The organism is Salipiger bermudensis, from assembly GCF_019801965.1.
Taxonomy (GTDB): domain Bacteria; phylum Pseudomonadota; class Alphaproteobacteria; order Rhodobacterales; family Rhodobacteraceae; genus Salipiger; species Salipiger bermudensis_A.
The window spans coordinates 112,930-131,184 of record NZ_JAHVIA010000007.1 but is presented as its reverse complement, the minus strand read 5'-3'; the positions used below and the strand labels follow the sequence as shown (position 1 = coordinate 131,184).

Here is an 18,255-nt window from a genome sequence, read left to right as displayed (position 1 = left end):
GGGCTTTGCCGGGGCTCTGTAACAGCGTGATGACGCATGGGCAGAGGCCGCGCTCAGCCGGTCACGCGCGAGATCTCTCGCAGGATCTTGCGCCGCAGGGTCTCGGTATAGGCGCGGTGGCCGCGTGCGGTGATGACGAAGCCGTCGCGGGTGATCAATGCGCGGCGGAAGAAATTGCTCACCGCGAGCCCGTGGCCGGGGGCCTCGATGGCCAGCGCGTTGACGGTGATCCCCGCGCGCTCGGCGCGCTGCCGCGCGGCGGCGGGGGAGCCGCCGGAATTGGGCGTGCCGTCGCCAGAGACGTCGATCACCTTGCGGCGGCAGTCAGGCGCGCTGCCGAAGGCATCGATGGCGGCGTGCAGCGCCGGGCCGGGCGCGGTGTCGGAGAGCACGAAGGCGCGCTCCATCGCCATGGCGCGGGCCGCCAGCCCGGCCACCGAAGCGGCGCTGGTCATGCTGGTCCAGCCGATGCTGAGCTGTTGTCGCTGCTCGCCGGCCCATTGCATCACGGCGATGGCGATCTGGTCCTGGACCAGGATCTCGGAGATCACCGGATCGGCCAGCGCGAGGGCCAGCCCCTCGGCCTGGATGCGGTACTCGGCCACGTCGACCGAGTTCGACACGTCCATCGCCAAGAGCAGCGCGGTCTCGCAGGCGGTTGCGGGGCGTGGGGCGAGGCAGGCAAGGCAGAGCAGGGCGGGGCGCAGCATGGGCGCGATGCTGGCAGCCGGGCGTGCTTCGGTCAATCGTGGCGGTGCGGAGAAACGGCGCGTTGCGACGGCGCTGGCCTCCGGCGGACGGGCCGCTGCCGCAAAACGCGACGCGAATGCAGGGGGGCCGGTTCGGGATGTCGGGGAGGGAAGTGCAGGCTTCTGTTGCCAGGTGCCTGCGAACCCCGCCTTACGCTGCTAGGCGCAAGGACTTAGATTTCGATCTTTCGGACTGCTTACGCAGCCAGAGCGACCGGAGCACGATTGTCGTTGGCAATTATGCAATTTGAACCGATAACGGTGGTATCTCACCGGGACAAAGCTACATCTTTACACGTTCGTCGATCCTGTTTCGGCCCCATGCCTCCCCCCAACGAAGGGTGATTTGGTGGAGCCGCCGGGTACCGCCCCCGGGTCCGATCCGCTTATTACATGCGCGTTTATGCCCATAGTTCCCGAGGGAACGATCTGAATATAGGCAGGTTGCGGGCGGATTCAAAGGGGGTGCGGGGCGGTGGTGCGAAATTTCCTGCGGCTGGAGCGGGCGGAGAGGGCGGGCACGCCTCCGGCGGGAGTATTTTTGACGAAGAGAAGAGGCGGGTAGCGCGAGCGGCCTGAGCTTCGTGCGGGCGGTGGGCGCGAAATGCCTCCGGCGGGAGTATTTGCGACATAGAGAAGGGATGGGGTTCGCGCGGGGGCCGGCGGGGCGTGTTGGTGGGGAGGTCGGATGCCTTCGGCGGGAGCTCTTGGGCCGCAGAGAAGGTCGGGGCGGCGCACGGGCGGGGCGCTTGGCGCTTTTCTTCGCGGCGCGACTGCGCTAAGCCCGCGCGCAACGAACCCGGAGGGCGATATGAGCGACGGCAAGAACGGCATTACCTACGCGGATGCGGGCGTGGACATCGACGCGGGCAACGCGCTGGTCGACCGCATCAAACCGGCGGCGAAACGCACCAACCGGTCCGGCACCATGTCCGGCCTCGGCGGCTTCGGGGCGCTCTTCGATCTCAAGGCCGCGGGCTACTCCGACCCGGTGCTGGTGGCCGCGACCGACGGGGTGGGCACCAAGCTGCGCATCGCCATCGACACCGGCCACCTTGATGGCGTCGGCATCGACCTCGTGGCGATGTGCGTCAACGACCTCGTCTGCCAGGGCGCCGAGCCGCTGTTCTTCCTCGACTACTTCGCCACCGGCAAGCTCGATACCGACAGCGCCGCCCGCGTCATCGAGGGCATCGCCGAGGGCTGCGTGCGCTCGGGCGCGGCGCTGATCGGCGGCGAGACCGCCGAGATGCCCGGCATGTACCCGGCCGGCGATTTCGACCTCGCGGGCTTTGCCGTCGGTGCCATGGAGCGCGGCAGCGACCTGCCGGCCGGCGTCACCGAGGGCGATGTGCTGCTGGGTCTCGCCTCCGACGGCGTGCATTCCAATGGCTACAGCCTGGTGCGCAAGCTGGTCGAGGTCTCGGGTCTTGGCTGGGATGCCGATTGCCCCTGGGCGGATGGCTCTCTGGGCGAAGCGCTGCTGACGCCGACGCGGCTTTACGTCAAACAGGCGCTGGCGGCGGTGCGCGCGGGCGGCGTACACGCGCTGGCCCACATCACCGGCGGCGGCCTGACCGAGAACCTGCCGCGCGTGCTGCCCGAGGGCATGGGCGCCGAGATCAGCCTCGACGCCTGGGAGCTTCCCCCGGTGTTCAAGTGGATGGCCGAGACCGGCGGCATCGCGCCCGCCGAGATGCTCAAGACCTTCAACTGCGGCATCGGCATGGTGCTGGCGGTCGACGCCTCCCGCGCCGAGGCGCTGGCCGAGCTGCTGCGCGCCGAGGGCGAGACCGTCTACACGCTCGGCACCGTCACCGGCGAGGCCGGCATGGCCTATGAGGGCACGCTGTCTTGAAACGGGTCGCCATCTTCATCTCGGGCGGCGGCTCGAACATGGTGAAGCTGGTCGAGAGCATGACCGGCGATCACCCGGCGCGCCCGGTTCTGGTGTTGTCGAACAGCGCCGAGGCGGGCGGGCTGGCGAAGGCCGCAGAGATGGGCGTGCCGACGGCGGTGGTCGATCACCGGCCCTTCAAGGGCGACCGCGAGGCCTTTCAGGAGGCGCTGCAGGCCGAGCTGGTGAAGGCCGCGCCCGACATCCTCTGCCTTGCCGGCTTCATGCGGGTGCTGACCGCGAGCTTTGTCGAGAAATGGCAGGGGCGGATGCTCAATATCCACCCCTCGCTCTTGCCCAAGTATCGCGGGCTGCACACCCATGCCCGTGCCCTTGAGGCCGGCGACGCGGAGCATGGCTGCACCGTGCACGAGGTCACCCCCGAGCTCGACGAGGGGCCGATCCTCGGCCAGGCGGTGGTGCCGGTGCGCCCGGGGGATACCCCCGACGCGCTCGCGGCGCGGGTGCTGGTGCAGGAGCACCGTCTCTACCCGGCGGTGCTGCGGCGCTTCGCCGAGGGAAACCGCGAGCCCCTTCGGCTCAGCGCCGAGTGATCAGCGACGGCGCGGCATTGCCGTGCCAGTCGCCCGGATCGAGCGCCGCCGGCGGCGCGACCAGCGCCGGCACTCCCATGACGAGAAGCAAGGCCAGCGCCGCGGCGAGCGGCGCGAGGGGGATCCGTGCCGCGCGGCGCGCGGGCAGGGGCGTTGTGTCGAGGCATGTCATGAGGGTATCTCCGTTTTGGATGTGTCATGACTTCGAGATACGCCGTGAGCGGGCATCTTTAAAATGAATGTTTGGCGCCTTCATCTTCACGAAACGTGATGAGATGATGCAGCGCGGACGCGTGCGGGGGATGGCTGTGCCGCTTTCCGGTTCGGGGGCTTTGCTCGGCGCGTCGGCGGGTGTAGGACAGGCCAACCCGCAAGAGCGAAGCAACAAGATCACAAGCGCCCGGAGCCCGCATGAAGACCATCACCTCGACCGAAGATCTCGCCGCCTTCTGCAGCGAGGCAGCCACGGCACCCTACGTCACGGTCGACACGGAATTCCTGCGCGAGCGCACCTACTACTCGAAGCTCTGCCTGATCCAGCTGGCCTATCCGGGGCAGGGCGACGAGAACGCCGTGCTGGTCGATCCGCTGGCCGGCAACCTGTCGCTGGAGCCGCTGCTCCAGCTGTTCCGCAACACCGACGTGGTCAAGGTTTTCCACGCGGCGCGGCAGGATCTCGAGATCTTCTTCATCGATCACGGCGTGATCCCCGATCCGCTCTTCGACACCCAGGTCGCGGCAATGGTCTGCGGCTTCGGCGAACAGGTGGGCTACGAGACGCTGGTCAAGCGCATCGCCAAGCAGGGGCTCGACAAGTCGTCGCGCTTCACCGACTGGTCGCGCCGCCCGCTGACCGACGCGCAGAAGAAATACGCGCTTGCCGACGTTACGCATCTGCGGGTGATCTACGAGTATCTCGCCGCCGAGCTCGAGCGCACGGGCCGGGCCCGCTGGGTCGCCGAGGAGCTTGGCGTGCTCACCGATCCAGAGACCTACATCACCCGCCCCGAGGACGCCTGGCAACGGGTCAAGACGCGCTCCTCGAGCCCGCGCTTCCTGGCGCTGGTGCGCGAGCTGGCGGCGTTCCGCGAGGACTATGCCCAGTCGCGCAACATCCCGCGCAACCGGGTCTTCAAGGATGACGCGCTGACCGAGCTGGCCTCGACCAAGCCGGTGACGATGGAAGATCTCGGCCGCTCACGCCTGCTGCTGCGCGAGGCCCGCAAGGGGCCGATCGCCGAGGGCATCCTCGCGGCGATCAAGGCGGGACTGGAATGCCCCAAGGAGGAGCTGCCGAAGCCCGACACCAGCAAGGACCAGTTGCAGGTGAACCCGGCGCTGGCCGACCTGCTGCGGGTGCTCCTGAAGGCGCGCACCGAGGCCTCGGGCGTGGCGGCGCGGCTGATCGCGCCGGCGGCGGATCTCGATGCCATGGCAGCGGGCCTGCGCGACGTGAAGGCGCTCACCGGCTGGCGGCGCGAGGTCTTCGGGGAGGATGCGCTGCGGCTCTGCGAGGGCCGCATCGGCCTCGCGGTGAAAGGCCGCGACGTCGAGGTCATCGAAATCTGATCCATCGCTTCGCGTGGTCCGAAAACAGCAACGGCGTCCCGAGCGGGACGCCGTTTTGCGTTTGAAGGCTGGCGGTTGCCTAGCGGCGCGAGACCAGCACGTTGCTGCGGCCGGCGACGCGGATCTCGCGGATGCCGAAAAGCTCCTGATCGGTCAGCCAGATCGCCGCGGTGACGCTGCGCGCATCGGCATCGACATTCACCGGTCCGGCGGATTGCAGCGCGTTCATGGTGTAGGCCAGCGTGTCGCCGTCGGTCTCGGCCTCGTCGGGGAGCAGGCGGACCTCGAACGGGCCGGCACGGTTGGCGGTGCCGGTGACACGGATGATGGCGCCGCCCGGGCGGCGCTCGATCAGCAGCTCGGAGATGGTTTCGATGCGGCTGCCGAGATAGAGCTCGGCGGCGTCGCTGCGGAAGATCGAGGCGCGGCGGGCCGGGATCAGCGGGTTGCTGGCGCCGGTGGCCGAGGTGTCGATAGTGGTCGGCACGGTTTCGCTCTGACCGAACCAGTTGACCGGGTTCCAGCTGCTGCTGCAGCCCGCTAGGACGACGCCCGCGACGATCAGGACCGTGAGAGATTTCTTCATGCCGTTTCTGCCCCTTGCCTGCCTTGCGCAACGGGTTATCGCATTGCGCCAGACTTGAAAAGCGCCGCGTTCGGGGGCTGGACCTTTGGCCTCTCCCTGCCTACCTGTTGGGACGACAGCAGGAGACACGCATGGCACAGGCAGCCTTCGAAGAGGTGGTCGAGGATTTCGAGTTTCTCGAGGATTGGGAAGACCGCTACCGCATGGTGATCGAGATGGGCAAGGCGATGGCGCCGCTGCCCGAGGCGCTGAAGGTGCCGGCCACCAAGGTCGAGGGCTGCGCAAGCCAGGTCTGGCTGCATCCGCAGATCGAGGCCGGGGTGTTTCACTTCCAGGGCGACAGCGACGCGATGATCGTCCGCGGCCTTATCGCGGTGCTGCACAAGCTCTATGACGGCCTGCCCGTGGCCGAGGTCGCCAAGCTCGACGCCCGCGCGGAACTCGGACGGCTGGGGCTGAACGAACATCTTTCGGCGCAGCGCTCGAACGGTCTGCGGGCGATGGTCGAGCGCATTCAGACGACCGCCTCCGAGGCCTGATTCTTTTTTTGATTCAGATCTTTGAAGGTCGATTTTTAGATTTGGAGTGAGGCGAGGACGCGATGGGTGCAGCCGCCGCAGGCCTTGGCCGCCGCTGAAGGGGGCGTTGCCCCCTCTTGGCGCTGTGCGCCAATTCACCCCCGAGGTATTTGTAAATCAGAGAAGACACGGGGAGAGCGCCCCTGTCTTCTCTTCGTCAAAAATACTCCCGCCGGAGGCAGGCCGAAGATCGCGGCCGGGCGGCGCGTCAGCCGTGTCCGTTGCGGCGCAGCCAGCCATGCGCGAAGGCGAGCTTGTCGCGAACCCCTTGGGCCAGGACGAACGGGTAGAGATCCGGCAGGTCCATGGCGCGGTTGACGTGATTCATGGCGATCGAGAGGTCGACGGCCATGGTGATCTCGGCCTCGGTATCGGAGGCGGCGTAGGCATCGTGTCCGGAGGGCGGACCGCCTGGGAGCGCGAGCTCGGCGGCGGCGGCACTGTCGACGAGGTCGATCAGGTGCAGCAGGTGCGCGATGGTTTCGGCCCAGTCCTCGTGCGGGTGGGCGGTGGCATAGCTGGTGATGTGGGTCTCGTCGGCCGGCTGCGGGTTGGCGTAGTGCTGTTCGAGCGCGGCGCCGTAATCGGCGCGCTCGTCACCGAAGAGGGCGCGGAACTGCTCGAGGAAGTCCGGGTTCTCGGAGAGCCGCAGGTGCAGGAAATGCGCCGTCTCGTGGCGCATGTGGCCCAGCATGGTGCGGTAGAGCTCGCCGAGCTCTTCCTGCCGCTTGGCCAGCACCGCGTCGCTGGCCTCGGTGACGTTGATGGTGATGATGCCGTTGGCATGGCCCATGATGATGTCGGCCTGGCCGGCGGCGGTCTGCTCCGAGAGCAGCTTGAACACCGGACGGGAGCCGGGATCGACCGGGGTGAACCAGCCCCAGCGGGCGAGGTTGGCCAGCATCCAGCGCTTCGCCAGCTCCGAGGTCTCCCAGAGCGGGCGGTTGCCGTTCTCGCGCAGGTCGGGGAGCATCTCGGTCATGGCGCAGGAGCGGCAAAGCTCGCCGTTCTCGGCCATCCAGTTGCAGCCGATGAGCTCGCGATTCGCGCAAGGCTCGGCCAGCGGCAGCATGCGCTGCGCATCGGGGTCGAAGCTGACCTGCTGGCCGCAGGTGCAGCCGGTGTTGTGAAAGTAGAGCGGGGCGCCGCAATTGGGGCACTGAAAGATCTGCATCGTGGGGTCCTGACCCGGGGGTTCCGTGTGCCAGTAACGGCGGCGGCGCGGTGCGAGTTCCATCGCGCCGGCCCATCAGGCGCAAGAGCCGGGGATGACGCCGGGTCAGATTGCGGAAAAGCGCCGCCGGTGCAAGCGCCGTGAGGCGCTCACTCGGTGTCGGTGCCGCGCAGCGCGAGAATGGCGAAGATGCCGACCACCGAGAGCCCGACCACGGCGATGTTGAGCGGCGAGGAGTTGGCGACGATCACCGCCACCAGCGCCCAGATCACCGTGATGCCATAGAGCGGTGCGCGGTGCAGCCGGTACTGGATCACCAGCGCGATCGCGAGCGCGATCGCCAGCGCCACCAGCGCCGCCGGCGTCGGCCCGAGCAGCCCGTAGCCTGCCAGAAGCAGGCCGATCGACACCGAGGAGGCGGCGGTGAGCCAGCCGGCATAGACCGCCAGCGGCGAGACCTGCAGCCAGCGGTCCATGTCGCCGGTGCGGAACAGCGCCAGCAGCGCGGTGACCAGCATCACCCAGATCATCGCGGTGGCGGCGATCGGCGAGAGCTGCGCCACCGGCAGCCAGACCACGCCCACCGCGAGGCTGATGAACAGAGGCTGGCGGTGCGGCTGCCAGTCGGGCGCGTCGGCGCGGCGGAACAGGCCGAAGCCGGTGCCGGCGATGAGCCAGAGATAGATCAGCCCCCAGATCGCGAAGGCATAGCCCGCCGGCTGCACCGGCGGGTTGTCCTGCGGGACGGGGAAGGCGGCCGGGTCGAACCCGTTGAAGCCGGGGAACAGCACCGGCCCGGCGGCGAAGACCACCGCGGCCAGAAACACCAGGACCGCCCAGAGAAGCTGCATGATCAGACCAGCTCGCCGTCGGCGGTGAGGGTGGTCTTGCCGCCGAGCCACGGGTGCAGCGCCTCGGGCAGCTTGACCGATCCGTCTTCCTGCTGGCCGTTCTCGAGCACTGCGATCAGGCAGCGGCCCACGGCGAGGCCCGAGCCGTTCAGCGTATGGACGTATTCCGGCTTGCCGCCGCCCGCGGGCTTGAAGCGGGCGTTCATCCGGCGGGCCTGGAAATCACCGCAGACCGAGACCGAGGAGATCTCGCGGTAGGTGTCCTGCCCGGGCAGCCAGACCTCGATGTCATGGGTGCGGCGCGCGCCGAAGCCCATGTCGCCGGTGCAGAGCACCACGGTGCGGTAGGGCAGGCCGAGCTTCTCGAGGATGCCCTGCGCGCAGGCTGTCATCCGGTCATGCTCTTCGCGGGATTTGTCGGGATGGGTCACCGAAACCATTTCGACCTTCTCGAACTGGTGCTGGCGCAGCATGCCAGAGGTGTCGCGCCCGGCCGAGCCCGCCTCGGAGCGGAAACACTGGGTGTGGGCCACATAGCGTCGCGGCAGGTAGCTTTCCTCGACGGTCATGCCGTTGACGATGTTTGTCAGCGTCACCTCGGCGGTGGGCACCAGCCACCAGCCCTCGCGGGTCTGGTAGCTGTCCTCGCCGAATTTCGGCAGCTGGCCGGTGCCGTACATCATCTCTTCGCGCACCAGCACCGGGGTCCAGGTCTCGGTGAGGCCGTTCTCCTCGATATGGGTGTCGAGCATGAACTGCGCCAGCGCCCGGTGGATGCGCACGACGCCGCCCGACAGCACCACGAAGCGCGAGCCGGAGAGCTTGGCCGCAGTCTCGAAATCCATGCCCTTTTGCACGCCGGCAATCTCGAAATGCTCCTTGGGAGCGAAATCGAAGCTGCGGGGAGTACCCCAGCGGTGGATCTCGACGTTGTCCTCCTCGTCTGCGCCCTCGGGGGTGTCGTCGAAGGGCAGGTTGGGCAGGCCCATCAGCAGCGCGTCGAGCTCGGCGTCGAGCGCCTTGGCGCGGTCCTGCATCTCGGAGACCTCGGCTTTCTTGGCGCCCACCAGGGCGCGCAGCCGTTCGAATTCTTCCTCGTTGCCGGCGGCCTTGGCGGCGCCCACATCCTTGGCGGCCTTCTTCTGGTCGGCCTGTGCGGTCTCGGCGGCGTGGATCGCCGCGCGGCGGTCCTCGTCGATCTTCAGGATCGAGGGCGATTGCGGCTCCATGCCGAGGCGAGAGAGCGCCGCGTCGAAAGCGGCGGGGTTTTCCCGGATGGCGCGGATGTCGTGCATCGTCCCTTGTCCTTCTTTTCGGGTTCGAGTCGGGGCGGTTATGCCCTCTTTTCACTCGGAGGTGTAGGGGGCGCCCTGCAACAGCTGCGCGCGGACCCATTCATCGACCGGCACCACCAGCGCATTGCCGCGCGCCGAGGCGGTCACCACCCCGACGATCTGCCAGTCCGGGCCGCCGCTGAGGGCGGGGCCGCCGGAATTTCCGGGGCGCACCGGGCAGTCGACGAAGAGCAACTGGTGGACCGGGCGGCCCGCGCAGTCGAACCGGGCCGAGAGCCGGTGCGGGCGGTGATCGTGGTAGCCCGCCAGCGCGAAGGGCGGGGCGAGACGGCTGCCCAGCGGCAGCGGGTCGACCTCGGAAATCGGCTCGGCGAGGTAGACCAGCGCGATGTCGTGCTCGACGTCGAGCTGGACTCGGGCATAGGCCTGCGGGTGGATCTCGTAGGACGCGACAGGGCTGTCGGCGGCCGAGTCGCCGCCATACCAGCCCGCGGCGAAGTGCAGCATGTCGGGCGAGGTCGGGTTGCCATCCGGGCCGGCAAGGCAGTGGGCGGCGGTGAGCAGCGTGTCGGGGGCGACGAGCGCCGCGCTGCACATGCCGAGCCGGCTGACGCCGCGGGTGTTGAGCCGGCCCACGGCCTGCCAGTCCGCGAGCTGGTCGCGGGCGACAGCGGGCAGCTCGCCGTCGCGCGGGGTCATCATGCGGGTCTCGGGATCCTGCGCGGCGAGCGGGACGGGCAGGGCGAGGGCCAGCGCCGTGAGGGCGCCGGCAATGCGGAGTGGGCTCACCACCAGTTGGGGTGGTAATACTCCCCGGCACTCATGCCGACATAGACCGGGCCGCAGCGTTGTCCGACATTGACGCCGGTGCGCACGCCGCCGGTGCCGACCCCGACATTCACATTGGCGCTGGGTTTGGGATTGCAGCGCTCGCAGCCGGCAAGCGCGGTGCCCGCGAGGGCGAGGATCAGGAACAAACGCATGGGGCTCAACCTCTTCTTGCGCCCGAAGCGCGGGCTCTCGCCTCAGCCTAGGCGCTGGGGGCGGGCTGCGGCAAGGGGGCAGGCGGTCGCGGTGCCGGGGCGGACCCCGTCTGGCGCGGTCTGTGCAATGCAGTGGCAGAGCGGGGCGGCCAGTCGTTGCCCGGCGGAACCGGGCGCCGGCTTCGGCGCTGCAACGCTGCTCGGGTTGGGCGCCGCGACAGTTCACCCGACGGCACCCGGCGCATCTGGCCGGCCCTCAGGCGCTTGCGCCCGACGCTCCTTGCATCCGTCCACGTTCGCACATAGGTTCCGCGCGACCTGACCGGGGGCTTCCCCCGCTTTCATTCCATCTGAGGAGCCCGCCCATGGACCCAGCCGCGCTTGGACAATTCCTTCCGCTCATCCTGATCTTCGCGATCATGTACTTCCTGCTCATCCGTCCGCAGCAGAAGAAGATGAAGGAGCACCAGAAGATGGTCGCGGCGCTGCGCCGGGGCGACCAGGTCGTTACCCAGGGCGGCATCATCGGCAAGGTGGCCAAGGTCAAGGACAACAACGAGATCGAGGTCGAGATCGCCGAGGGCGTGAAGGTCCGCGTGGTGCAGAACACCGTGACGCAGGTCCTGTCCAAGACCGAGCCGGCCGAGAGCTGAGCCCCTAGGCGCCGACATGCTGCAGATCGATACCTGGAAACGCGTCCTCATCTGGGCGCTGGTGGTGGCGGGGCTGGTGCTGGCGGCGCCGAACCTCTTCTATAATCGCGTTGAATCGCACAATGATGCCGTGAAGGCGATCGAGGCGCAGGGCAGCACGCCCGAGCGCGAGGCGCAGGCGGCGGCGTGGCCGACCTGGCTGCCCTCGGACCTCGTCAACCTCGGCCTCGACCTGCGCGGCGGCGCGCATCTGCTGGCCGAAGTGCGGCTTTCGGATGTCTATGCCGCGCGCATGGAGGCGCTCTGGCCCGAGGTGCGCGACGTGCTTCGCGGCGCCCGCGACGAGGTCGGCACGATCCGGCTTCAGCCCTCCGATCCCGGCACCCTGCGGGTGCGCATCTCCAATCCCGACGGCATGGCCCGCGCGCTCGAGCTGGTGCGCGGACTGGCGCAGCCGGTGGTCTCGCTGACCGGGGCCGGCGCCACCGACCTGCAGGTCGCGGGCGATGGCAGCGACATCGTCGTGACGCTCTCGGAGGCCGAACAGCGCGCCACCGACGAGCGCACCATGCAGCAATCGCTCGAGATCATCCGCCGTCGCATCGACGAGGTCGGCACCCGCGAGCCGACGATCCAGCGCCAGGGCTCCGACCGGATCCTGATCCAGGTGCCGGGCATCGGCTCGGCCGCCGAACTCAAGGACATCATCGGAACCACCGCCCAGCTGACCTTCCAGCCGGTCGTCGGCCGCGCCTCGAGCGCGGGCGAAAACGCCGGCGTCGGCAACGAGGTTCTGCCCTCGCTCAACGAGGTGGGCGTGTTCTACATCCTCGAGACCGCCCCGGTGGTCACCGGCGAGGAGCTGGTCGACGCCCAGCCGAGCTACGACCAGAACGGCCGTCCGGCGGTCAATTTCCGCTTCAACCCGAGCGGCGCGCGCAAGTTCGGCGATTACACCGCCGAGAATATCGGTTCGCCTTTCGCCATCGTGCTCGACGACGAGGTGATCTCGGCCCCGGTGATCCAGAGCCACATTCCCGGCGGCTCGGGCATCATCACCGGAAACTTCACCATCGAGGAATCGACCAACCTCGCGGTGCTGCTGCGCGCAGGCGCGCTGCCGGCGGGGATGGAATTCCTCGAGGAGCGCACCATCGGCCCCGAGCTCGGGCAGGACAGCATCGACGCGGGCAAGCTCGCCACCGGCGTGGCCTTCGCCGCGGTGCTGATCTTCATGTTCCTCAGCTACGGCCTTTTCGGGCTCTTCGCCAACGTGGCGCTGATCCTCAACATCGGCCTGATCATGGGCATCCTCTCGGCCATCGGCGCGACGCTGACGCTGCCCGGCATCGCGGGCATCGTGCTCACCGTCGGCATGGCGGTCGACGCCAACGTGCTGATCTTCGAACGCATCCGCGAAGAGATCAAATCGGCACGCGGCCCGGCCCGGGCCATCGAGCTCGGCTATTCGAAGGCGCTCTCGGCCATCGTCGACGCCAACATCACCACGGTGATCACCGCCATCATCCTTTACGTCATGGGCTCCGGCCCGGTGCGCGGCTTCGCCATCACGCTCGGCCTCGGCATCGTGACCTCGGTCTTCACCGCGATCTGGGTCACGCGCCTGCTGATCGTGATGTGGTTCGAACGCCGCCGCCCCAAGACGCTGGAGATCTGACATGCGCCATCTGAGACTGGTGAAGGACGGAACCTCCTTCGACTTCTTCAAGCACTGGAAGCTGTGGCTCGGCATCTCGGCCTTCATGATCGTGCTGGCGATGGTCAGCTTCGGCGTGCGCGGCCTGAACTATGGCATCGACTTCCGCGGCGGCACCACGATCCGCACCGAGAGCGCGCAGCCCGTCGATGTCGGCGCCTATCGCGACGCGATCAGCGCGCTGGGGCTGGGCGACAGCACCATCTCCGAGGTCTTCGACCCGACCTTCGGCCCGGACGAAAACGTCGCCATGGTCCGCATCGCGGCGCAGGACGGGCAGGAGGCGGTCACCGCCGAGACCGTGGCTGCGGTCGAGGCGGCGCTGCAGGAGGTCGCCCCCGACATCCGCTTCGTCTCGGTCGAGAGCGTCGGTCCCAAGGTGTCGGGCGAGCTGATCCAGACCGCCTTCATCGCCGTGGGCCTCGCCATCGCGGCGGTGCTGATCTACATCTGGCTGCGCTTCGAGTGGCAATTTGCCGTGGGCGCCGTCGCCGCGCTGGTGCATGACGTGCTGCTGACCATCGGGGTGTTCTCGGAAGTCGGCATCAAGTTCGACCTCGCGATCATCGCGGCGCTGCTGACCATCGTGGGCTACTCGCTCAACGATACGGTGGTGGTGTTCGACCGGGTCCGCGAGAACCTGATCAAGTACAAGAAGCGCCCGCTGAAAGAGGTGCTGGTGCTGTCGATCAACGAGACCCTGAGCCGCACCATCATGACCTCGCTGACCACGCTGCTGGCGCTGTTCGCGCTGTTCGCGCTCGGCGGCGACGTGATCCGCGGCTTCGTCTTCGCGATGATCTGGGGCGTCTTCGTCGGCACCTACTCGTCGATCTTCGTGGCCTCGGCCATCCTGCTCTGGCTCGGCGTCAAGCGCGACTGGTCGAAGCCGGAAGCGGAAGGCGAGGCCAAGAAGGCCGCCGGCGGCGCGAGTGTCTGAAATCCTTGCCCAGAGCCTCGCCATTCCGGGGCTTTGGGTGATGCTGGCCACCTGCTTCATCGCGGGGCTGGTCTACGGCTTTGCCGGCTTCGGCGCGGCGCTGGTCTTCATGCCGGTGGGGACGATCTTCCTGCCGGTCGAGGCCGCCATCGCCTCCTTCAACCTCGCCACCCTGGTTTCGATCTTCACCGTGCTACCGCGGGCGCTGCCACAGGTTGACCGGCGAGGCACCACGCTGATGGTGCTCTGCGCGCTGCCGATGGTGACGCTCGGCATCTGGGTGCTGAAGCAGGCCGACGTGACCCTGCTTCGCTGGGCGGTGATCGCGGTGGCTGCGATCACGTTGGTGGCGCTGGTCAGCGGGCTGCGCTACCGCGCCACGCCGGGGCCGACCGCACGCGCGGCGGTGGCCGGCGCCACCGGCTTCGTCGGCGGTGCGACGGGGCTCCTGGGGCCGGTGCTGATCCTGTTCCAGCTCGCCGGTCAGGACAGCGTGGCCCGCTCGCGCGCCACCATCCTCGTCTTCCTCACCATCACCTCGACCCTGCTGCTGCCGCTCATGGCGCTGCAGGGCGCCTTGAGCCCCTCGGCCATCCCGCTTGGATTCCTCATGTTTCTGCCATATGGTCTGGGCACGAAACTTGGTCAGGCCTTGTTCGATCCGGCGCGGGAAGGGGAATATCGCACCGTATCCTACCTGATCATCGCAGCGGCGATCCTTCTGGGGCTGCCGGTATGGGACTAGGGGAAATACCATGCAGATGAATGACGTGAGCTTCGGCGCTGCGACGCCGGTGGATGGCTACGGCCCCGGCTTCTTCCGTATCGGCGGCCAGCCGCTCGACGGTGCGCTCTGCGTCTCGATCGAGGGCGCGCGCAGCTGGGGCGGGCTTGAGGACGAGGCGGCGCTGCTCGACCTCGCCGCCGACATCGACGTGCTCTTCGTCGGCACCGGCGCCGAGCTGGTGCCGCTGCCCAAGCCGCTCTCGGCCAGGCTCGAGGCCGCGGGCGTCGGCGTCGAGGTGATGAGCACGCCCTCGGCCTGCCGCACCTACAACGTGCTTCTGGGCGAAGGCCGCCGCGTGGCGCTGGCGGTGCTGCCGGTCTGAGCCGGCGCTGATGCGGATCTGGCGGATGCGGGCTGCGGGCCCGCGCGGTTTTGACGCTTCCGCTCCTGCCGTGGCTGCGCTACTCCCATCCTCATGAACTTGAGCGTGACCGATCTTGCGGTGTCCCGGGGCGGGGTGCCGGTGCTGGAAGGGGTGAGCTTTGCGCTCGCCCCGGGCCGCGCGCTGGTGCTGCGCGGGCCGAATGGCTCGGGCAAGACCACGCTGCTGCGCACCATCGCCGGGCTGCAGCCGGCCTATGCCGGCCGCATCGAGGGCGCGGGCGAGCGCATCGCCTATGCCGCGCATTCCGACGGGCTCAAGGCCATGCTGAGCGTCACCGAGAACCTGCGCTTCTGGGCGCAGGTCTTCGGCACCACCGACATTTCCGCCGCCCTGCGCGATTTCGACCTCGAGCGGCTCGAGGATCGTCTTGCGGGCAATCTCTCCGCCGGGCAGAAGCGCCGGCTGGGGCTGGCGCGGATGATGGTCACCGGCCGCCCGGTCTGGGTTCTGGACGAGCCCACCGTGTCGCTCGACACTGCCTCCGTGGCGCTCTTCGCGCAAGCGGTACGGCGCCACTTGGAAGGCGGCGGGGCGGCGCTGATGGCGACCCATATTGATCTCGGCATTCCCGAGGCGGAGGTGTTCGACGTGACCCCGTTCAAGGCCAGCCCGCGGGCGGCGCTGCAGGACGAGGCCTTCCTGTGATCGCGCTGCTGACACGCGACCTGCGGCTCGCGGTGCGGGCCGGCGGCGGCTTCGGGCTCGGGCTCGCGTTCTTCCTCATCGTGACGGTGCTGGTGCCCTTCGGCGTTGGCCCCGAGACCGGGCTCCTGTCGCGCATCGCGCCGGGGGTGCTGTGGATCGGCGCGCTGCTGGCCTGCCTCCTGTCGCTCGACCGGATCTTCGCGCTCGACTGGGAGGACGGCTCGCTCGACCTGCTGGCCACCGCGCCGCTGCCGATGGAGGGGATCGTCTCGATCAAGGCGCTGGCGCATTGGCTCACCACCGGGTTGCCGCTGGTGCTGGCCGCACCGGTGCTGGGCGTGCTGCTGAGCCTGCCGCTCGAGGGCTATTTCTGGGTGCTGGTCTCGCTTGGCGCCGGAACCCCGGCGCTGTCGGTGATCGGCACCTTCGGCGCGGCGCTGACGGTGGGGCTGAAGCGCGGCGGGCTGCTTCTATCGCTGCTGGTGCTGCCGCTTTATGTGCCGACGCTGATCTTCGGCGCCGAGGTGGCGCGGCGCGGGGCGGAGGGGCTGGCGGTGCAGACGCCGCTCCTGATGCTGGCGGGGATCAGCGCGGGGGTGATCGCGCTGCTGCCGTTTGCGAGTGCGGCGGTGCTGCGCATCAATCTGCGCTGAGGCGTGGCTCTCGCGACCGTCCTGACATCCGAGCAATGCCCGCGCGGAATCAAGGCGGAGCCGCCTCTCACACATCGCATCTTGCGATGTGTTGCCGGCAGGCGTTTGCAAGCAAACGCCGAGAGGCGCGCCATCGTCTTGCTGAAAGTATGCCTTCGGCATGACCCGCCCCATCGGGCTGCCGATTTGGTGACGCTTGGTGCCGTGTGTCGAGATCCCTCGGATTTGGCCGGGATAAATCGAGAGGATCAACGGTCCGTTCGCGATCCCGCGGGCCGGCGATTGGCGCGGCGGCGCCCGTGTCTCGAGGGCGAGGGCGGATCCTGTTTTCGAAACCATCCCAATCCTGCAATCAACCCTCGCGCGTATCCCCTGCAGCGCCGGGGCCTATAGAAGCGGCCTCCACCAGCCCCTGCGGCGCCACGACCCTTGCTCCTGACGGAAAATTCAGGTGAAACACTGCGACACTTGCGCTACGGGGAGAGCCATGTCGATCTGGGAATACGCCAACCCTGTCAAATTCATCCGCACCACCGACAAGGTCCTGCCGTGGATCTCGGTCGGGGCGGTGCTGTGCCTCGTGACCGGGCTGGTCTGGGGCTTCTTCTTCACCCCGGATGACTTCCGGCAGGGCTCGACCGTCAAGATCTTCTACCTGCACGTCCCCGCCGCCATGATGGCGATCAACGCCTGGGTGATGATGCTGGTGGCCTCGCTGGTCTGGATCATCCGGCGCCACCATGTCTCGGCGCTGGCCGCCCGCGCCGCCGCGCCCGTGGGGGCCACCTTCACGATCATAGCGCTGGCCACCGGCGCGCTCTGGGGCCAGCCGATGTGGGGCACCTGGTGGGCCTGGGATCCGCGCCTGACCTCGTTCCTGGTGCTGTTCCTGTTCTACCTTGGCTACATGGCGCTCTGGGCCGCGATCGAGAATGACGACACCGCCGCCGACCTGACCTCGATCCTTTGCCTCGTGGGCTCGGTCTTCGCCATCCTGTCGCGCTACGCGGTGCTGTTCTGGAACCAGGGCCTGCACCAGGGCGCGTCCTTGTCGCTCGACAAGGAAGAGAACGTCGCCGACGTGTTCTGGTACCCGGCGCTGGTCTGCATCGCGGGCTTCGTGCTGCTGTTCATCTCGCTGGTCTTCCTGCGCACCCAGACGGAAATCCGCGCGCGCCGCGCCCGCGCGCTCATGGCACGGGAGCGCCAGGCATGATGCCCGATCTCGGAAAATACGCCTTCGCAGTGCTCGCCTCCTACGGTGTCGGGCTCGGGCTTCTGGCGGTTCTGGTCATTGCCAGCATCGCAAGGTCGCGCCGGGTCCGGGCCGAGCTGGAAAAGATCGAAGAGCGGAGCAAGCGCCCCCATGGCTGAGACCAATCCCGAAACCCGCAAGCGGCGGATCTCGCCGCTGATGATTCTGCCGCCGGTGATCTTCCTCGCCTTCGCGGTGATGGCCTATTTCGGCATGCAGCGCGGTGACACCACGACGCTGCCCTCGACCTTCCTCGGCCAGCCCGCGCCGGGGCTGCCCGAGACCACGCTCGAAGGCTTCCCGGCGGTGACCGATGCCGATCTGCGAGCCGGGGAGGTGACGGTGGTGAACTTCTGGGCCTCCTGGTGTCCGCCCTGCCGGGCCGAGCATCCGCGCCTTCTCGAGCTGCAGGACGAAGGCGTGCGCATCGTCGGCGTCAATTTCAAGGACAAGGCCGGGCCGGCGTCGGGCTACCTGACCGAAGAGCGCTCGCCCTTCATCGGCGTTCCCTTCGATCCGCAGGGCCGCGCGGCGATCAACTGGGGGGTCACAGGCCCGCCGGAGACCTTCATCGTCGCGGGCGACGGCACGGTGCTGCACAAGCATGTCGGCCCGCTTGCGGGGACGCTCTACACGGATGTGTTCCTGCCGAAGCTCTACGAAGCGCTGGGGCGCTGACGGAGACCTTTAAGGACGCCCGGAGGGCGCGGCCGAAACCGCGCCCCGAGTGGGCGTCGCTCGGCGATCAGAGATCGCAGGGCGTGCTCATGTCGAGGCTGCTGCAGCTCGGCTGTATCGGCTGCGGATGGCCCTGCGCCGCGAAGGCGCCAAAGATGGCCAACAGCGCGAGCGCGCCGGCCTGAATGATCGTGATAGTCCTGACTTTCCTGCTCTTGTTCATGAAACTGCCTGCGGTTTGTTTTTTTCTTGTAAGGAAATAAGAAAGCACGACCGCGTGCCGTTTCAAGCGCCCAGTGCGGGGAT

Annotated in this window: 23 protein-coding genes and 1 other RNA gene; 14 read left to right on the top strand and 10 right to left on the bottom strand. The window is 68.2% G+C overall.

Annotated elements, in window-relative coordinates; genetic code table 11:
* Positions 1–53: 53 nt before the first annotated feature.
* Both KUV62_RS16350 and ssrA read right to left on the bottom strand, forming a co-directional pair.
* Positions 54–710, bottom strand: a complete 657-nt coding sequence (locus KUV62_RS16350; RefSeq protein WP_222604800.1) for a DUF1194 domain-containing protein — start codon at positions 708–710, stop codon at positions 54–56.
* A 151-nt stretch (positions 711–861) separates the two neighbouring features.
* Positions 862–1,214, bottom strand: a transfer-messenger RNA (tmRNA) gene (gene ssrA, locus KUV62_RS16345).
* A 346-nt stretch (positions 1,215–1,560) separates the two neighbouring features.
* Here ssrA and purM point away from each other — a divergent pair.
* Both purM and purN read left to right on the top strand, forming a co-directional pair.
* The gene (purM, locus tag KUV62_RS16340) at positions 1,561–2,607 is read left to right on the top strand and encodes a phosphoribosylformylglycinamidine cyclo-ligase (protein ID WP_222604799.1); all 1,047 of its coding nucleotides are present in this window, start codon (positions 1,561–1,563) and stop codon (positions 2,605–2,607) included.
* Entirely contained in the window at positions 2,604–3,200 is a 597-nt protein-coding gene (gene purN / locus KUV62_RS16335) for a phosphoribosylglycinamide formyltransferase (RefSeq protein WP_222604798.1), read from the top strand. The genes purM and purN overlap by 4 nt, the downstream gene beginning before the upstream one ends.
* Here the strand turns inward: purN and KUV62_RS16330 are convergent.
* Positions 3,187–3,372: a hypothetical protein gene (locus tag KUV62_RS16330; protein WP_222604797.1), complete on the bottom strand. Its 186-nt coding sequence runs from the start codon at positions 3,370–3,372 to the stop codon at positions 3,187–3,189. The genes purN and KUV62_RS16330 overlap by 14 nt on opposite strands.
* A 239-nt stretch (positions 3,373–3,611) precedes the next feature.
* Here KUV62_RS16330 and rnd point away from each other — a divergent pair, with 239 nt between their 5' ends.
* On the top strand, positions 3,612–4,769 hold the full coding sequence (rnd, locus tag KUV62_RS16325) for a ribonuclease D (protein WP_222604796.1): 1,158 nt from the start codon (positions 3,612–3,614) through the stop codon (positions 4,767–4,769).
* A 79-nt stretch (positions 4,770–4,848) separates the two neighbouring features.
* Here rnd and KUV62_RS16320 read toward each other — a convergent pair whose 3' ends face one another.
* A complete protein-coding gene (locus KUV62_RS16320) occupies positions 4,849–5,355 on the bottom strand; it encodes a hypothetical protein (RefSeq protein WP_222604795.1) in 507 nt (168 codons plus the stop codon).
* A 131-nt stretch (positions 5,356–5,486) separates the two neighbouring features.
* Here KUV62_RS16320 and KUV62_RS16315 point away from each other — a divergent pair, with 131 nt between their 5' ends.
* Complete coding sequence (locus KUV62_RS16315) at positions 5,487–5,894, top strand: SufE family protein (RefSeq protein WP_222604794.1); 408 nt, start codon at positions 5,487–5,489, stop codon at positions 5,892–5,894.
* 247 nt (positions 5,895–6,141) lie between these two features.
* On the opposite strand, the gene KUV62_RS16310 is transcribed toward KUV62_RS16315, so the two are convergent.
* From KUV62_RS16310 to KUV62_RS16290, 5 genes are all read right to left on the bottom strand, one after another.
* Entirely contained in the window at positions 6,142–7,107 is a 966-nt protein-coding gene (locus KUV62_RS16310) for a putative zinc-binding metallopeptidase (protein WP_222604793.1), read from the bottom strand.
* A gap of 149 nt (positions 7,108–7,256) precedes the next feature.
* Positions 7,257–7,958 carry a hypothetical protein gene (locus tag KUV62_RS16305; RefSeq protein ID WP_222604792.1) on the bottom strand — a complete coding sequence of 234 codons (702 nt, stop codon included), beginning with the start codon at positions 7,956–7,958 and terminating at the stop codon, positions 7,257–7,259.
* A gap of 2 nt (positions 7,959–7,960) precedes the next feature.
* A complete protein-coding gene (serS, locus tag KUV62_RS16300; RefSeq protein WP_222604791.1) occupies positions 7,961–9,253 on the bottom strand; it encodes a serine--tRNA ligase in 1,293 nt (430 codons plus the stop codon).
* A gap of 51 nt (positions 9,254–9,304) precedes the next feature.
* Entirely contained in the window at positions 9,305–10,045 is a 741-nt protein-coding gene (locus KUV62_RS16295) for a serine protease (RefSeq protein ID WP_315901590.1), read from the bottom strand.
* Positions 10,039–10,236 (bottom strand): hypothetical protein, encoded by a 198-nt coding sequence (locus KUV62_RS16290; protein WP_222604790.1) that lies wholly within the window; start codon positions 10,234–10,236, stop codon positions 10,039–10,041. The genes KUV62_RS16295 and KUV62_RS16290 overlap by 7 nt, the downstream gene beginning before the upstream one ends.
* A gap of 365 nt (positions 10,237–10,601) precedes the next feature.
* Between KUV62_RS16290 and yajC the strand changes: the two genes are divergently transcribed.
* The 10 genes from yajC to KUV62_RS16240 all read left to right on the top strand — a co-directional run bounded on the left by yajC (position 10,602) and on the right by KUV62_RS16240 (position 17,949).
* Positions 10,602–10,889, top strand: a complete 288-nt coding sequence (gene yajC, locus KUV62_RS16285) for a preprotein translocase subunit YajC (RefSeq protein WP_222604789.1) — start codon at positions 10,602–10,604, stop codon at positions 10,887–10,889.
* Between the two features lie 16 nt (positions 10,890–10,905).
* Positions 10,906–12,567: a protein translocase subunit SecD gene (gene secD / locus KUV62_RS16280; protein ID WP_222604788.1), complete on the top strand. Its 1,662-nt coding sequence runs from the start codon at positions 10,906–10,908 to the stop codon at positions 12,565–12,567.
* 1 nt (position 12,568) lies between these two features.
* Entirely contained in the window at positions 12,569–13,546 is a 978-nt protein-coding gene (secF, locus tag KUV62_RS16275) for a protein translocase subunit SecF (RefSeq protein WP_222604787.1), read from the top strand.
* Positions 13,539–14,291, top strand: coding sequence for a sulfite exporter TauE/SafE family protein (locus tag KUV62_RS16270; RefSeq protein WP_222604786.1), 753 nt, complete (start codon positions 13,539–13,541; stop codon positions 14,289–14,291). The genes secF and KUV62_RS16270 overlap by 8 nt, the downstream gene beginning before the upstream one ends.
* Before the next feature lie 10 nt (positions 14,292–14,301).
* Positions 14,302–14,655 carry an Mth938-like domain-containing protein gene (locus KUV62_RS16265; RefSeq protein WP_222604785.1) on the top strand — a complete coding sequence of 118 codons (354 nt, stop codon included), beginning with the start codon at positions 14,302–14,304 and terminating at the stop codon, positions 14,653–14,655.
* Between the two features lie 93 nt (positions 14,656–14,748).
* Positions 14,749–15,363 carry a heme ABC exporter ATP-binding protein CcmA gene (ccmA, locus tag KUV62_RS16260; protein WP_222604784.1) on the top strand — a complete coding sequence of 205 codons (615 nt, stop codon included), beginning with the start codon at positions 14,749–14,751 and terminating at the stop codon, positions 15,361–15,363.
* Positions 15,360–16,016, top strand: a complete 657-nt coding sequence (gene ccmB, locus KUV62_RS16255; protein ID WP_222604783.1) for a heme exporter protein CcmB — start codon at positions 15,360–15,362, stop codon at positions 16,014–16,016. Before ccmA ends, ccmB begins: the two co-directional genes overlap by 4 nt.
* Before the next feature lie 487 nt (positions 16,017–16,503).
* Positions 16,504–17,232 carry a heme ABC transporter permease gene (locus KUV62_RS16250; RefSeq protein WP_222604782.1) on the top strand — a complete coding sequence of 243 codons (729 nt, stop codon included), beginning with the start codon at positions 16,504–16,506 and terminating at the stop codon, positions 17,230–17,232.
* Positions 17,229–17,390: a heme exporter protein CcmD gene (gene ccmD, locus KUV62_RS16245; protein ID WP_222604781.1), complete on the top strand. Its 162-nt coding sequence runs from the start codon at positions 17,229–17,231 to the stop codon at positions 17,388–17,390. Before KUV62_RS16250 ends, ccmD begins: the two co-directional genes overlap by 4 nt.
* Positions 17,383–17,949, top strand: a complete 567-nt coding sequence (locus tag KUV62_RS16240; protein WP_261395712.1) for a DsbE family thiol:disulfide interchange protein — start codon at positions 17,383–17,385, stop codon at positions 17,947–17,949. Before ccmD ends, KUV62_RS16240 begins: the two co-directional genes overlap by 8 nt.
* Positions 17,950–18,016: 67 nt before the next feature.
* Here KUV62_RS16240 and KUV62_RS16235 read toward each other — a convergent pair whose 3' ends face one another.
* Positions 18,017–18,172, bottom strand: a complete 156-nt coding sequence (locus KUV62_RS16235) for a hypothetical protein (protein WP_222604780.1) — start codon at positions 18,170–18,172, stop codon at positions 18,017–18,019.
* Positions 18,173–18,255: the final 83 nt, after the last annotated feature.

What these genes read in the sequence shown, in the direction of transcription:
- KUV62_RS16350 (WP_222604800.1), bottom strand. Translation starts at nt 710, where the DNA reads ATGCTGCGCCCCGCCCTGCTCTGCCTTGCCTGCCTCGCCCCACGCCCC.
- purM (WP_222604799.1), top strand. Translation starts at nt 1,561, where the DNA reads ATGAGCGACGGCAAGAACGGCATTACCTACGCGGATGCGGGCGTGGAC.
- KUV62_RS16330 (WP_222604797.1), bottom strand. Translation starts at nt 3,372, where the DNA reads ATGACATGCCTCGACACAACGCCCCTGCCCGCGCGCCGCGCGGCACGG.
- rnd (WP_222604796.1), top strand. Translation starts at nt 3,612, where the DNA reads ATGAAGACCATCACCTCGACCGAAGATCTCGCCGCCTTCTGCAGCGAG.
- KUV62_RS16320 (WP_222604795.1), bottom strand. Translation starts at nt 5,355, where the DNA reads ATGAAGAAATCTCTCACGGTCCTGATCGTCGCGGGCGTCGTCCTAGCG.
- KUV62_RS16315 (WP_222604794.1), top strand. Translation starts at nt 5,487, where the DNA reads ATGGCACAGGCAGCCTTCGAAGAGGTGGTCGAGGATTTCGAGTTTCTC.
- KUV62_RS16310 (WP_222604793.1), bottom strand. Translation starts at nt 7,107, where the DNA reads ATGCAGATCTTTCAGTGCCCCAATTGCGGCGCCCCGCTCTACTTTCAC.
- KUV62_RS16305 (WP_222604792.1), bottom strand. Translation starts at nt 7,958, where the DNA reads ATGCAGCTTCTCTGGGCGGTCCTGGTGTTTCTGGCCGCGGTGGTCTTC.
- serS (WP_222604791.1), bottom strand. Translation starts at nt 9,253, where the DNA reads ATGCACGACATCCGCGCCATCCGGGAAAACCCCGCCGCTTTCGACGCG.
- KUV62_RS16290 (WP_222604790.1), bottom strand. Translation starts at nt 10,236, where the DNA reads ATGCGTTTGTTCCTGATCCTCGCCCTCGCGGGCACCGCGCTTGCCGGC.
- yajC (WP_222604789.1), top strand. Translation starts at nt 10,602, where the DNA reads ATGGACCCAGCCGCGCTTGGACAATTCCTTCCGCTCATCCTGATCTTC.
- secD (WP_222604788.1), top strand. Translation starts at nt 10,906, where the DNA reads ATGCTGCAGATCGATACCTGGAAACGCGTCCTCATCTGGGCGCTGGTG.
- secF (WP_222604787.1), top strand. Translation starts at nt 12,569, where the DNA reads ATGCGCCATCTGAGACTGGTGAAGGACGGAACCTCCTTCGACTTCTTC.
- KUV62_RS16265 (WP_222604785.1), top strand. Translation starts at nt 14,302, where the DNA reads ATGCAGATGAATGACGTGAGCTTCGGCGCTGCGACGCCGGTGGATGGC.
- ccmA (WP_222604784.1), top strand. Translation starts at nt 14,749, where the DNA reads ATGAACTTGAGCGTGACCGATCTTGCGGTGTCCCGGGGCGGGGTGCCG.
- KUV62_RS16250 (WP_222604782.1), top strand. Translation starts at nt 16,504, where the DNA reads ATGTCGATCTGGGAATACGCCAACCCTGTCAAATTCATCCGCACCACC.
- ccmD (WP_222604781.1), top strand. Translation starts at nt 17,229, where the DNA reads ATGATGCCCGATCTCGGAAAATACGCCTTCGCAGTGCTCGCCTCCTAC.
- KUV62_RS16240 (WP_261395712.1), top strand. Translation starts at nt 17,383, where the DNA reads ATGGCTGAGACCAATCCCGAAACCCGCAAGCGGCGGATCTCGCCGCTG.
- KUV62_RS16235 (WP_222604780.1), bottom strand. Translation starts at nt 18,172, where the DNA reads ATGAACAAGAGCAGGAAAGTCAGGACTATCACGATCATTCAGGCCGGC.